Source organism: Oscillibacter sp. GMB15532, from assembly GCF_041020825.1.
Classification (GTDB): domain Bacteria; phylum Bacillota; class Clostridia; order Oscillospirales; family Oscillospiraceae; genus Oscillibacter.
In genome coordinates this window covers 128,264-141,708 of sequence record NZ_JBEVTO010000005.1, presented here as the reverse complement: position 1 = coordinate 141,708, position 13,445 = coordinate 128,264, and the positions used below count along the sequence as shown (strand labels likewise).

10 protein-coding genes are annotated in these 13,445 nt (G+C 59.7%); 1 reads left to right on the top strand and 9 read right to left on the bottom strand.

The genetic code is table 11. From position 1 onward, the window contains the following. Positions 1 to 7 precede the first annotated feature (7 nt). The 6 genes from ABVS15_RS07700 to recJ all read right to left on the bottom strand — a co-directional run bounded on the left by ABVS15_RS07700 (position 8) and on the right by recJ (position 8,337). Entirely contained in the window at positions 8 to 940 is a 933-nt protein-coding gene (locus tag ABVS15_RS07700) for a uridine kinase (RefSeq protein WP_369283153.1), read from the bottom strand. A gap of 57 nt (positions 941 to 997) precedes the next feature. After that, positions 998 to 2,503 carry a coproporphyrinogen dehydrogenase HemZ gene (hemZ, locus tag ABVS15_RS07695; protein WP_369283152.1) on the bottom strand — a complete coding sequence of 502 codons (1,506 nt, stop codon included), beginning with the start codon at positions 2,501 to 2,503 and terminating at the stop codon, positions 998 to 1,000. Positions 2,504 to 2,506: 3 nt separating this feature from the next. Beyond that, complete coding sequence (locus tag ABVS15_RS07690; protein ID WP_369283151.1) at positions 2,507 to 3,127, bottom strand: MBL fold metallo-hydrolase; 621 nt, start codon at positions 3,125 to 3,127, stop codon at positions 2,507 to 2,509. A 12-nt stretch (positions 3,128 to 3,139) separates the two neighbouring features. Continuing rightward, entirely contained in the window at positions 3,140 to 3,586 is a 447-nt protein-coding gene (gene dtd / locus ABVS15_RS07685; RefSeq protein ID WP_369283150.1) for a D-aminoacyl-tRNA deacylase, read from the bottom strand. 438 nt (positions 3,587 to 4,024) lie between these two features. After that, complete coding sequence (locus ABVS15_RS07680; protein WP_369283149.1) at positions 4,025 to 6,238, bottom strand: bifunctional (p)ppGpp synthetase/guanosine-3',5'-bis(diphosphate) 3'-pyrophosphohydrolase; 2,214 nt, start codon at positions 6,236 to 6,238, stop codon at positions 4,025 to 4,027. Then, positions 6,235 to 8,337, bottom strand: a complete 2,103-nt coding sequence (gene recJ, locus ABVS15_RS07675; RefSeq protein WP_369283148.1) for a single-stranded-DNA-specific exonuclease RecJ — start codon at positions 8,335 to 8,337, stop codon at positions 6,235 to 6,237. Before recJ ends, ABVS15_RS07680 begins: the two co-directional genes overlap by 4 nt. Before the next feature lie 239 nt (positions 8,338 to 8,576). On the opposite strand from recJ, the gene ABVS15_RS07670 reads away from it, so the two are divergent. Beyond that, positions 8,577 to 10,100 (top strand): S-layer homology domain-containing protein, encoded by a 1,524-nt coding sequence (locus tag ABVS15_RS07670; RefSeq protein ID WP_369283147.1) that lies wholly within the window; start codon positions 8,577 to 8,579, stop codon positions 10,098 to 10,100. Between the two features lie 108 nt (positions 10,101 to 10,208). Here ABVS15_RS07670 and ABVS15_RS07665 read toward each other — a convergent pair whose 3' ends face one another. The 3 genes from ABVS15_RS07665 to ABVS15_RS07655 all read right to left on the bottom strand — a co-directional run bounded on the left by ABVS15_RS07665 (position 10,209) and on the right by ABVS15_RS07655 (position 13,332). Next, positions 10,209 to 10,619 carry a hypothetical protein gene (locus tag ABVS15_RS07665; RefSeq protein ID WP_369283146.1) on the bottom strand — a complete coding sequence of 137 codons (411 nt, stop codon included), beginning with the start codon at positions 10,617 to 10,619 and terminating at the stop codon, positions 10,209 to 10,211. 146 nt (positions 10,620 to 10,765) lie between these two features. Next, the gene (locus tag ABVS15_RS07660; protein WP_369283145.1) at positions 10,766 to 12,100 is read right to left on the bottom strand and encodes a glucose-6-phosphate isomerase; all 1,335 of its coding nucleotides are present in this window, start codon (positions 12,098 to 12,100) and stop codon (positions 10,766 to 10,768) included. Between the two features lie 113 nt (positions 12,101 to 12,213). After that, positions 12,214 to 13,332: a D-alanyl-D-alanine carboxypeptidase family protein gene (locus ABVS15_RS07655; protein WP_369283144.1), complete on the bottom strand. Its 1,119-nt coding sequence runs from the start codon at positions 13,330 to 13,332 to the stop codon at positions 12,214 to 12,216. Positions 13,333 to 13,445 lie beyond the last annotated feature (113 nt).

Here is a 13,445-nt window from a genome sequence, read left to right as displayed (position 1 = left end):
CCTTAACTTAATAGGTATAGGTGCCGCCGCCCACAAACTCGCGGGCCAGAGAATCCAGCGCCAGATATTCGGCGGTCATGCCCTCAAAGCGCTCGTAGGCCGTGAGAATCTGATCTGCCACGGGGTATTTGCCCCGGGGCAGTTCCTCCAGCAGGGGAACTACGTAGGGCTTGAGCACGGAAAATTCGCACGCAAGGGACGAGTCAAACATCAAGTCCGCGTTTTCCTTATAGGGGGAGATGTACAGCTTTTCTCCCCGGCGAACATTATCCCACATTTTCAGGGTGAATTCAGCGCTGCTGCCCCGGAAGTTATGGTCCCGGACAATCCGGCGGCAAAGGCGCAGCCAGGCATGGTCGAACAAGGAAGTTCCCGCCTCGTCCAGCACGCTGCTGCGGGCCGCGATGTAGAGCTTGAAGGCATGGGGGTTCTTACCCACAATCACGTCGTTCAAAGCGTGGATGCCCTCGAAAATCACCAGCTCGTCGGGCCCCAGACGCATGGGCTGGGACATGATGTCCGAGCGCATCTGGCGGGCAAACTCATACTTGGGGACATGAATCGTCTCGCCCCGGTCCAGCATGGCGAAGTGGCGGTTCAAAAGATCAATGTCCAGACAGAAGGGGGACTCAAAGTCAATGGCCCCCTCCCGGTTCCGCGGGGCGGTTTCCGGGTCCACGGTGTTAAAATAGTTGTCCATAGACACTGTGTAGGTCATGATTCCCATGGATTTAAGCACGTCTTCCACCTTCAGGGCTGTGGTGGTCTTTCCGGAGCCGGAGGGGCCGGACAACAAAATGATACGGGACTCGCCCCGGTGAGCGGCAATTTTTTCGGCCGCCATGCGCACCTTCTTCTGAAAGTCCTCGTCGCAGCGCCGGGAAAATTCCTCGGGATTGCTGCGGGTCGCCTGGTTGATATCAATGAGAGAATATGCCATGGTTTCAAACCCCTTTCCAAAGTGGACCCGCAGTGCGCTTTTCCTGCACGGCCCGATTCAATCCCCCGCTGTCTCCCGCCCAAGGGCGGAAGGGGAGAGGGCGACCGCGGCATTTTGGTAAAACGCGGCAAAGGCCGCCTGATTTTCCGAAATCTTACCGGGCCGTGATGTGTATTCCACCGGGTACTTCAAATTGAATACCCGGCTGATACGGCCCGGCCCGCCCACCATTTTTGTGGACCCGCCCGCGCCGCAGGACAGGATGGAGCACAGCTCCGACATGATATAGACGTTGTAAAGATTCTCGGCTCCCGGCTTGCACCAGCCCGTGTTTTCAAAGCTGCCAGACATATACTTCTGCCGGTAGAGATAATAAGGCCCGTACCCGGCGGCACGAAGCGTGGGGTCCGCGTAGTCCAGCATTTCGCCCACCGCCTCGGCGGAGGGAATGCGCAGGCCCTCCAGCGTGATGCGGCTGCCCTTTTTCAGGCTCAGAGTGTGGACCGTGATATTGTCCGCCCCCAAATTGATGCAGGCGTCCAGCGACCGGCGAAAGCCCTCCGGGTCGTCCTCAGGCAGGCCCGCAATCAGGTCCATGTTGACATGTTCAAACCCGGCGTCGGTCGCCTGCTCCATGGCCGAGAAAATCTGGGCGGCGCTGTGGCGGCGGCCGATGGCCGCAAGCACACGGTCCTCCATGGTCTGGGGGTTCACGGAAATCCGCGTCACGCCCCGGTTTTTCAGCACCCGCAGCTTTTCCGGCGTCACCGTGTCGGGCCGTCCGGCCTCGACAGTATACTCGCGGCAGGCCGCAAAGTCAAACGAATCGGCGAGGCCGCCCAGTAAACTGTCCATTTGCTCTGCCGTAAGAGTAGTAGGGGTTCCGCCTCCCATGTAAAAGGAGCGGACCCGCAGGCCCAGCTCCCGGCAGAGCTTTCCCGCAGAGGAAATCTCCGCTTTCAGCGCCGTGAGATACGGCTCCACCAGATGAAAGCTCCGTTCCACGCTGGCGCTGACAAAGCTGCAATAGGCGCAGCGGGTGGGGCAGAAGGGAATGCCTACGTAGAGGGCAATATCCTTGGGGCCCAGTTCCTCCCGCACGCGGCGGGTGACGCAGGCCGTCTCTGTTGCAAGTCTTGCGCGGCGGGGTGTGACGAAATACTCATCCTCCAGCATCCGACGGACCTCTTCGGGCGAATCGCCCAAATCCAAAGCGGCTACCGCCGTTTTGTCGGGACGCACGCCCGTAAGGCTCCCCCACGGGGGCGTCAGTCCGGCGGCCTCCCGGGCGGCCTTAAAAAAGCTCATTTGCAGCAGCCTGCGGCGCTGGCCCTCTTGTTCATAGTCGGTGCCGCTCAGTTCACGCACGGCGTTGCCCCGACCTGTGTGCCCCTGATAGAGCATTTCAGTCACCGCTTCGGCATGATTGCCGCTCTGGCGCAGCGTGATTACAGCCCGGTTGGGGTCATCCCCCTCGTAGACGGGCCGCTCCTCCGGCAGCAGGGCCATCAGGGTCTGCTCCATGGAATACAGCTCCTGATGTCCCTCAAATTTCAAAAGCATGGCTCAGCGCCCCAGCGCCTGCAGCATAAAGGGGTTGTATTCCCGCTCCCGGCTGAGAAGGGAGGGACCCATGTGGCCGGGGAGCACGGTGTATTCTCCCGCAAGCTGCCCCAGACGGGACAGGGACGACAGCATGTCGCCCACATTGCCGCCGGGCAGGTCCGTCCGACCACAGGAGCCGGCGAACAGAGTGTCTCCGGCGAACATGGCGTCGCCGCACAGCAGCGTCACGGAGCCGGGAGAATGGCCGGGAGTAGACATAACCGAGACGGTCAAGCCGCCCACCTGCACCATGGTTCCCTCGCCGTAGTCCACCGTGGCAGGCAGGGATAAAAACAGCTCCCGGGTCCGCCGGTCCGCGTCGTCACCATGGACATCCCGGCGATTCAAATAGGCGGGAATGCCGGGGTACCGCTCCAAAAGCTCCGCCACAGCGCCGGTGTGGTCGTAGTGTCCGTGTGTCAGGAAAATGCAGACGGGGGCACAGCCGGTTTCCTCCACGGCATGGAAAACCCGGTCCGCGTCGGCGCCGGGGTCCACAATGGCGCAGACCTTCGCGTCCTCATCGCAAAAAATATAGCAGTTGGTCATAATCGCGCCAACCTGCATGGTAATGATTTTCATGGCAAAAGCTCCTTACAGCGTGTCGGTATCCAAAATCAGCGTCAGGGGGCCGTCGTTTAGTGAGTCTACTTTCATATCTGCACCAAATTCCCCGGTTTCCACCCGCGAAACCTTTTCCCGGCAGGCCGCGATAAAAGCTTCATACAGCGGGATGGCAACTTCCGGCCGTGCGGCCGCAAGAAAATCGGGTCTGCGGCCCCGCTTGCAGCTTCCGTACAGAGTGAACTGAGAGATAATCAGAAGTTCACCATTCACTGCGTCAAGTCCCAAATTCATTTTGCCATGTTCATCCTCAAAAATGCGAAGACCGCAAATTTTATCGGCCAGCTTGAGGACTTCGTCCTCGGTATCCTCGTGGGTAACGCCCAGAAGGATGAGAAAGCCCTGGCCGATTTCGCCCTTTACGGCTCCGTCGATGGAGACGGAGGCCCGGGTAACTCTTGTGACTACCGCGCGCATGTGCAGATCTCCTTTACTGATAATGATATCGGATGTGTTTTCGGTTTCAAGAAAGGGACGCAGAGGGTTTTGCCCGCAGGGCAAAGCGAGGGATATGGCTGTGCTCCGACACATCTCCCGTCTCATCACGGGAAATCCGCTCTGCGGCTTTCCCGTGAAAAGGAGCGGCAATGGAGTGAATGATACGGAATTTAGTCCGTTCCCTCGTCCCATCTCCCCGAAAAGCGGTTACACCGCATTTCGGGGAAAAGGAGGAGCGGTGAAATGAGCGAACTTTGCCCGCAGGGCAAAGCGAAGAATACGGAGCATGCTTCGACGCGTCTCCCGTCTTACCTCCCCGAAAAGCGGTTACACCGCATTTCGGGGAAAAGGAGGAGCGGCGAAATGAGCGAACTTTGCCCGCAGGGCAAAGCGAGGGATATGGAGCATGCTTCGACGTTATCCGGCGGGCCGCGTGACGTTCAAAACACCCGAAACCTGATTAAGCCGCTTCATCAGCGACTGAAGCTGCTCACCATCCTTGACGCTGACCTCCAGCGTGATAACGGCAAAGCGGTCCTCGGTGGTGCGGACGTTCAGCGCCGCCACCCGGGTGTTGGTCACGGACAGGGCTGCGGAAACGTCCAGAACCAGATTGTTGCGATCCTTTGCAAGAATTTCCAGAGAGGTGCGGTAGCTGTCGTTGGTATCCACGCCCCAGGTGACCTTAATCCACCGGCCCTGTTGGTCCGGCTGGCTGCGGCGCTCCTCCGAGGCGTTGGGACAGTCGTGCCGGTGGACGGACACGCCATATCCCCGGGTGATAAAGCCGATAATCTCATCCCCGGGCACGGGGGTGCAGCACTTTGAAAACTTCACAAGGCAATTGGAAAGCCCCTCTACGATGATACCCTGCTCGCTGCGGGCACGCTTGGGGATGGCGGTCTTTGCCGGTTCTTCGGCCTTACCGGCCTCCATGGCGTCCTCCAGAGACTTTTCCTGCTGGTGCAGCTTTTGAATGCGCATCAGCTCGCCCTGCATCCGGTTCACGGCCTTCTGGGCCGAAAACCCGCCGTAGCCGATAGCGGCATACATCTCATCCAGCGTCCCGAAGGACACCCGCTTTAAAAGCTCCGGGAGATTTTCAAGGGCCAGCACATCCCGCATGGCAATGCCGCAGTGCTTCAGCTCCGATTCAAAGGCGGCACGGCCGTTGGCAATGTTTTCCTCTCGCCGCTCCTTTTTAAACCACTGGCGGATTTTGCTGCGGGCCTCGCTGGACTTGGCGATTTTCAGCCAGTCCCGGCTGGGGCCTTTGGCAGTTTTAGAGGTAAGAATCTCCACAATGTCGCCGTTTTTAAGCTGGAAGTCATAGGTGACGATGCGCCCGTTGACCTTGGCGCCGATCATGTGGTTGCCCACGGCGGAGTGGACGGAATAGGCAAAGTCGATGGGCGTGGCTCCGGCGGGAAGGTTCTGCACGTCGCCGCCCGGGGTGAACACGAACACCTCGTCGGAGAACATGTCGATTTTCAGCGAGCGGATATATTCCTCCGCGTCGGTGCCCTCCTGATTTTCAAGGAGGCGGCGGACCCACTCGTATTTCCCCTCGGTGCCGCCGCCCTGCCCGTTCTGCTTGTATTTCCAGTGGGCAGCCACGCCGTATTCCGCAATTTCGTGCATTTCCTGCGTGCGGATCTGCACCTCGAAGGGAATGCCGTCTCCGCCCATCACGGTGGTATGGAGAGACTGGTAGCCGTTGGGCTTGGGTGTTCCGATATAGTCCTTGAAGCGGCCCAGAATCGGCTTATAAATGTCGTGGATGACGCCCAGCACGTTATAGCAGTCTCCCACAGAGTCCACCACCACGCGGAAGGCAAACAGGTCAAAAATCTCATCCAGAGATTTGTTCTGGTTAAACATTTTGCGGTAAATGGAGTAGGGGTGCTTCATCCGCCCATAGACCTTGTGGCGGATTTCCATTTCCGTCAGGCGCTGGTCAATCTGGGCCTGCGTGCGGTTCATAAAGTCGTCATACTCGGCTTTTTTCGCGCTCAGGGTTGAAACGATTTCGTCAAACCCAACCGGGTCCAGATATTTCAGGGAAAGGTCTTCCAGCTCCCACTTCATGCGCTGCATGCCCAGACGGTGGGCAATGGGTGCGTAAATCTCCATCGTCTCCAGGGATTTTTGCTTCTGCTTCTCCGGGGACTGGTACTCCATGGTGCGCATATTGTGCAGCCGGTCGGAAATTTTGATAAGGATGACCCGGATGTCCTTGCTCATGGCGATGAGCATTTTGCGCAGATTTTCCATCTGCTCGTCTTCCTTGGTGGCGTACTGGATGCGGGTCAGCTTGCTGACCCCCTCCACCAGATTCGCAACCGTGGGAGAAAAAAGCCGGGCAACCTCTTCATGGCTGGCAGGAGTGTCTTCAATCACGTCGTGGAGAAGCGCCGCTTCGATGGACTCGGAGTCCAGCCGCAGCTCCTCCGCCACAATCTGGGCCACTGCCAGAGGATGGATGATATAAGGCTCGCCGCTTTTGCGCTTCTGGGCCACGTGGCTTTTTTCCGCAAATTCGTACGCGGCCCGGATATGGGCAAAGTCCGCCGAGGGGTTATAGGCCCGAATGGTGTCTTCCAGCAGCTGATATTCCTCTTCTACGGTCATTGGGCCTCCCTCCCTTCCCAGACCTGCGCCCCGGCATGAAGCCTCTGCAAAAGGGGGCAGGCGCAAAGATCCACGCTGTCTTCCCATGGAAGCAGCGCAATGTCGAAAAATTCCTCATCTACGGGAGCGGTGCGCAGAAGTCCCCGCTCCTCAAACACCGCCAGCGCCAGAACGGCGCGCAAAAACGCTTCCCGTCCGCCGGACAGCTCGGCGACGGCGCGGAGAAACGGCAGCTTTGCAGCCGTCGCCCGCCCTTGGGGCAGCAGACGGCGAATGGCTCTCAGCAGTACGCGAAACTGCTCCAAGGACGCGTCCAGACGGTCTGCCTCCTGCGCTGTCAGGGTTTCACTGCCGCGCAGCCGCCGGATCAGCTCAAGGCTTTCTATCTCACTGCGGCTGGGGACGCGGCTGAGCCGCAGGTCCACCAATTGCAATTGCAGGGTGGTCCGGCCACGGAAGGTGTTGCCCTGGAGATAAAAAGCAGCGTCTACCCGGTCCCCCACCCGAATGCCGCACTCTTCCGCCGTGGCGGAGAAAAAGATGGCGTCAAACCGGCAAAGGCCCCGGCTCAGCTGCAATTTCAGGTGCTTTCCCTGCCCCACTCCCTGAAGGCCCTCCACCCGCGCGCCAAGCAGCGCGAAGACGGGCCGGGGATTTCCAGCGCCGTAAGGGTCCAGATGGCCAAGCTGCTCCACCTCATCCATGGTCAAATCCGCCGGGTCGGATACGGCAGCGTCAATCTCCAGCGCGGGAACGGGAATACCCTTACCGCAGTGGGCCCGGACGTAGCCGTTCATTTTCTCCCGGAAGGGGGCGATGTTCTCCTTTCGGATGGTGAAGCCTGCCGCCAGCTCGTGGCCGCCGAACCCTTCCAGCAGGCTGGAGCACGCCTCCAGCGCGGCAAAGAGGTTGAAGCCCCCGAAGCTCCGGCAGGAGCCCTTGCCCAGATCGTCCTGAATGTGAATCATAAAGCTGGGGCAGGAAAATTTCTCGCTGATGCGGGAGGCCACAATGCCCACCACACCCTGGTGCCAGTCGTCGCTGTCCAGCACCAGCGCGGAGCGCTGGGAGTCCGGCAGGGACTCAATCTGGCGCAGCGCGTCGGCGCAGATGTCCTGCTCCACGGCCTGACGCTCCCGGTTCAAATCACAAAGCGCCCGGGCCAACTCTTCGGCGCGGGCGGGGTCTTCGGTTTCCAGCAGGTCGGCGGCAAGATCCGCCGCCCCCATGCGCCCCGCCGCATTGATGCGGGGGGCCAGGGAAAAGCCGATCTGCACGGAGGTGACGGGCTTTCCATCCAGCCCCGCTTCTTTTAAAAGGGCGTGAATGCCCACGAAATCCGTTCTCGGCAGGGCGGCAAGGCCACGCTGGACAATCACCCGGTTCTCTCCCTCCATCCGCATCACGTCGGCAATGGTGCCGATGGCGGCAAGGGTGCAGTACCGGCTGAACAGCCGCTCCTCGTTGCCGGAGCCCCCCAGGGCCAGCACCAGCTTCAGCGCCACGCCCACCCCGGCCAAATGCTTGAAGGGATAAGGACAGTCTGGCCGGTGAGGGTCTACCACGGCGGCGGCCTTGGGCAGGGGGCCTTTGCATTCATGGTGGTCGGTGACCACCACGTCCAACCCCAAAGAGGCTGCAAAGTCTACCTCCTCCGCCCCGGTGACGCCGCAGTCCACCGTTACCATCAGCGTGGCCCCCTGATCGTGGAGGGACTGGATGGCCTCCCGGCTGAGACCGTAGCCGTCCTCAATGCGCCGTGGAATATAGCGCAGGCAGGGAACGCCGCAGTTTTTCAAGTAGTCCAGCAACAGCACGGTGGAGGTAATGCCGTCCACGTCGTAGTCGCCAAAGACGGCCACAGTCTCCCCGTCCGTAATGGCACGGCGGATGCGCTCCACGGCCTGATTCATATCCGCCATAGCAAAGGGAGAAAGGGTCAACGCACCGTCGCACTCCAGCCGCTTGGCTGCTTCCTCGGCGGAAGAGACGCCCCGGCCTGCCAGCACAGAGGCCAGCAGCGCGGGATATCCCGCCTGACGCAGCGCTTCCACCGCGCCCGGGGAGGGCGTTCCGATGTTCCACTTTTCAAATTTCATCACGGCAGCCCCCCTTCCGACAAATTTTGCGGCACAGTTGTGCTATTTTCCAAAATAACTTCACTATTATACCAAAGTTCCACGGAAACGTAAAGAAAATTCTAACCTTTGGCGGCAAATTTGACGGGCGGGCCGGATTCTGCTAAAATAACCGGGATTGTGATGCTGGAAGATTTTACGCGTCCCGGGCTGCGCCCGGCAGATTATTTTATGAAGCGCTTTGAAAAGGAGATGATTGTTTGCTGAAATACCTGAAACGACTGACTGCTGCGGGCCTTTGCTGTCTGTGCCTTTTATCGGTGCTGCCGGTGAGCGCGGCGGCGGCCCCCAAGTTTTCCGATGTGCCCAAGACACACTGGGCGGCGGAGTCCATTTCCCGTGCGGCTGAAAAGGGACTTTTGAACGGGCGGAGCGACGGAACGTTCGGCATGGGAGGGTCCATGACCCGTGCGGCGTTTGCCGCGGTGCTGTGCCGCCTGTTTGAATGGGAGACGGTGTCTCCTGCTGTCGGGTCCTTTGCCGACAACCGGGACCCCTCCAAATGGTATTATGGCGCGGTGGAAACCGTGTTTGTCCGGGGGGCGGTGACGCAGCAGGAGGAGAACTTCCGCCCGGGCGACGCCATTACCCGGGCGGAGATGGCGGTGATGCTGGTGCGCTCGCTGGGCTATGGGACCTTGGCGGGTCTTGCGGGAGAACGCAAATCTCCCTTTACCGACGTGACCTTCAGTCTGGGCTATCTGATTCTGGCCAGCGACCTTGGCATTATGACGGGGAACACCCGTGGCGAATTTCAGCCGGACAAGCCTGTCACCCGGGAGCAGGCTGCCGCCGTGCTGATGCGGGTTTATGACAAGATGCACGCCCCTGCGCCGGAGATCATGGGGGTTGCCCGGGAGACGGCGGGGCTGAGCCTTACTGGTGTCGGGGCCGTGGCGGTCCCCGCACTGAAGCTGGTTTACAACGGGGCGCTTCAACTGGTCTCCGACGTTTCTGAGGAAACGGCTGCTGCTATCCGGTTGGCGGCGGGGGACAAGCGCGTGCTGCTTCAGGTTTCCGGCTCCGGCTCCGTTCTTGCCGGGACGGACCCTGCGGCGCTGGCGAAAAAAATTGCAGCAGCAGTTGCTGACGGCGGCTGGGACGGTGTGCTGCTGGACATCTCAAAGCTGACGGGGACGGACAGGGCGGCGCTTACCGCGCTGGCGACTGCCCTGCGAACGGCCTTGGGGAAGGATAAGCTTTTCTCCGTAGCGACGGAAGCGCCCGTCCGGCAGGGGGGTACGTCCTACAACGGCTATGACTTTGCCGCGCTGGCGGCTTTGGCGGATAAAATTATTTTGCGCATTGCGCCCTATTATCAGGTGATTTCCGATCTGCCCACCACGCCTAAAGAGCCGCTGGAGGAGGTTTATTACGCGCTGGAAGCCGTGGCGGCCGCCGTACCGGCGGAAAAGCGGGTGCTTTTGCTCACCGTATCCGGCTCTAAGTGGCGAGGGGAGCGGGCCGAGGGGGATGTGTCCGCGGCGGAGCTTTCCGTCCTGCTGTCCACCTCCGGCGTCACGAGCTACTGGTCCGGCCGGTATGCCGCGCCTTATCTCAGCTATACGAACGCAGGACAGCGGGTGGTGGTCTGGTATAACGACGCCCGCTCCGCGCAGATGCGGTGGCAGCTTTTGTCGTTTTTCGGCGGCGGCGGGGTGTGCCTTGACAATTTGACCGGCCCTCTGGATGGGGAGAACGGAATTCTCACGGGTCTGAAATAAGCCCGGGAACCGCCAAAAAATCCGAAAATAGAAGCGGCGGGATGTGCAATGCACATCCCGCCGTCGCTTGTTAAAAATTTATGTAGAAAAGAGTCTTCGCGCGGACGCTTACAGGAATTTCTGCATCCCGTCGGTGGCAAGGCCCACCTCGGCGCTGATGGTGACGGTGAATTTAATGCTGTTCTTCTCGCCAAAAGCGTCCAGCCAGTTCAAAAATTCCTCAGTCCTGTGGTCCACGTCCCCGCCGGTCACCTTGCACAGGTTGTCGATGAAAACGTGGGAAATGTCGTAGTTCCCGGCATACAGGCCGCTGATAAAGCCGCGCATGGACTCGTAGTTGTTCAGTTTATATTCCTTTACGTCAATCAGGCGGATATGGTAGTGGATGTCGTAAGTCAGAGCGGAGTTTGATTCAATGCAAACCACGTTGCCCGGCTCGTCCTTTGCCGCGCTGTTGATGAGGTCGATGAGCTGCTTGGTTTTCCCGGAGCCTTTGACGCCCATAATCAATCTAACCATAGTATATCACTCCTGTTCTTTTGAAATCACGGGGTGGATTTCTATGTCTTCAGCATAGCATAGATCCCCCGAAAAGACAATGCAGAATTCCTGCAAAAAAGTTTGTGAATAATGCCGGGGGCGAAAAATTCGCCCCCGGTATTCGTTTACAGGTTCAGCTTTGCCCGAAGCTCCGCGCCCCGGTCCTCGAAGCCGGGTTTCCCCAGCAGAGCGAACATATTCTTCTTATAGTCCTCCACGCCCGGCTGGTCAAAGGGATTTACGTCCAGCAGATATCCGCTGAGACCGCAGGCGTATTCAAAGAAGTAAATCAGACCTCCCACAGTCTCGGCGTTCCGAGGCCCGGCCTCAATGATGAGGTTGGGAACGCCGCCCTCTGTATGGGCCAGAAGCGTCCCTTCGGCGGCTTTGTCCCGGATGAAGTCCAGAGACTTTCCCGCAAGGAAATTCAGCCCGTCGCCGTCCTCTTCATCCCGCTCCACGGAAAGCTGCCGGACCGACGGGCCAAACCGGACCACCGTTTCAAACATCAGCCGCCGTCCCTGCTGGATGTACTGGCCCATGGAGTGGAGGTCGGCGGTGAATTCCACGCTGGCGGGAAACAGGCCCTTGCCCTCTTTTCCCTCGCTCTCGCCGTAAAGCTGCTTCCACCATTCCGCCATCATGCGAAACGCCGGGTCAAAGCAGCCGAGGATTTCAACGGTTTTCCCGTCCCGGTACAGCTGATACCGGGCGGCGGCATACCGCCAGGCGGGGCAGTCATAGCCGGGAACGGCGCACCGCTCCATCATCTCCGCCGCGCCGCGCAGCAGCCCGTCAATGTCCACGCCTGCCGCGGCGATGGGTAAAAGGCCCACGGCGGTGAGCACGGAATACCGCCCGCCCACGTCGTCGGGCACCACGAAGGTTTCCCAACCCTCTTTGTCTGCAAGAGACTTCAGTGCGCCTCGGCTGCGGTCGGTGGTGGCGAAAATGCGCTGCTGCGCGCCGTCCTTGCCGTACCGTGCCTCCAAGAGCTTTCGGAGAAAGCGGAAGGCCACGGCGGGCTCTGTGGTGGTGCCGGACTTGGAGATGATGTTTACGGAAAAGTCCACGCCGTCCAAGAGGTCCAGCGTTTCGCCCAGTGCGTCTGCGTCCAGACCGTTGCCCGCAAAGTAGATGTTGGGACCGTCCTTCTTTTTCAGGTTATAGCTGGGGGAGCACAAAAGGTCAATGACGCCCCGGGCGCCAAGATAGGACCCGCCGATGCCCACCACCACCAGCGCGGCGGAGTTTTTGCGGATTTTGTCCGCCGCCGCCTTGATGCGGGCATACTCCTCCCGGTCATAGTCCTCGGGCAGACGGACCCAGCCGGTAAACTCGCCGCCCGGGCCGGTTCCGTTTTGCAGCTTTTGGTGGGCCAGCCCCAGCCGGGGGGCGATGGCCTCCTCATAGGGCATGGGGATAAAGGAGTCCATATGAAAGGTTTTCACTTCCAGCATAACAACCGTCCTTTCCGGATCGCCCCGCGACCATGGGTGATGCACCTATTATACTAGCATTCCCCCTGTGCCACAAGGAAAAATCCAAAAAAGGCCGGAAATTCGGACTGAAATTAACGGCCCAAAAATGCCGTGCGCAGGTACCGCAGGGCAAGAGCCCCCCACGTGACGCGGGGAACGTCTTCTCCCGCCACCAGCGGCACCTCCGCCACCGTCTCACCCCCGGAGGAGAGAATCAGCGTTCCCAGCACGTCGCCCTTTGCGATGGGAGCCGATGCCTGCTCGGTAAGGGACACGGTTTTTTCAAGCTTTGCTGCCTTGGCCTTTTCCAGCAGCAAAGATTCACCCGACGGCACGGGCTGCACCGTGGCCTGCGTCCCCAGAGAAACGTTCACCGGAGGCAGCGCCCCATCCGGCATGGCTTTTACCAGCGCATAGGTAGAAAAGCCGTGGCTCAACAGGGCCTTTGCATCCTCAAACCGCTGGGCAGAGGTGGGGCCTTTCATAATGACGGCAATCAGCTCCATCCCGTCCCGCTCCGCCGTTCCGGAGAGGCAGTATTGGGCTGCACCGGTAGAGCCGGTTTTCAGGCCGGTGGCTCCCTCATAGAAGCGGATAAGCTTGTTGGTATTCACCAGAGACGAGGCTCCGTTCCGCAGGGTGTCCATCCAGATGGTGGTGTACTTACGAATGTCCGGGTGGTTTAAAATCAGCTCCCGGCTCATCAGGGCAATGTCATAAGAGGAGGTGACGTGTCCCTCGGCGGGAAGGCCTGTGGGGTTGACGAAATGGGTGTCGTTCATGCCCAGCTCCTTGGCTCGCTGGTTCATTCGCTCCACAAAGGCGTCTTCACTTCCAGCGATGTGCTCCGCCAGAGCCACGGAGCAGTCGTTGGCTGAGACAACGCACACGGCCTTGAGCATGTCGTCAACGCTTAGCTGCTCGTTTTCCTTCAGCCAGATCTGGCTGCCGCCCATGGAGCAGGCGTGGGCCGAGGCGGTGATCATGTCGTCATAGTGGAGGGTCCCGTTTTCGATGGCCTCCATGGTCAAAAGCAGGGTCATCACCTTCGTGACGCTGGCGGGCTCCAGCTTTTCATGCTCGTTTTTGGCGAACAGAACGGTTCCCGTCTCCTTTTCCATCAGCAGCGCGGAGGGTGCGGATACCTCCAGCGCCTTGGCCGGGATCATCAGCACCAGTGCCGCCGCCAGCGCGAACAGCAGTTTTTTCATAACGCTCCCCCTTTTATTGGGCAATACCGCATGATTCCAAATACGCAGGTGTGCCGGCAAATTTGCAGGCAGATGCATATGTAAGGCGACAGCCGTGAATTGCGCGGAGGTGC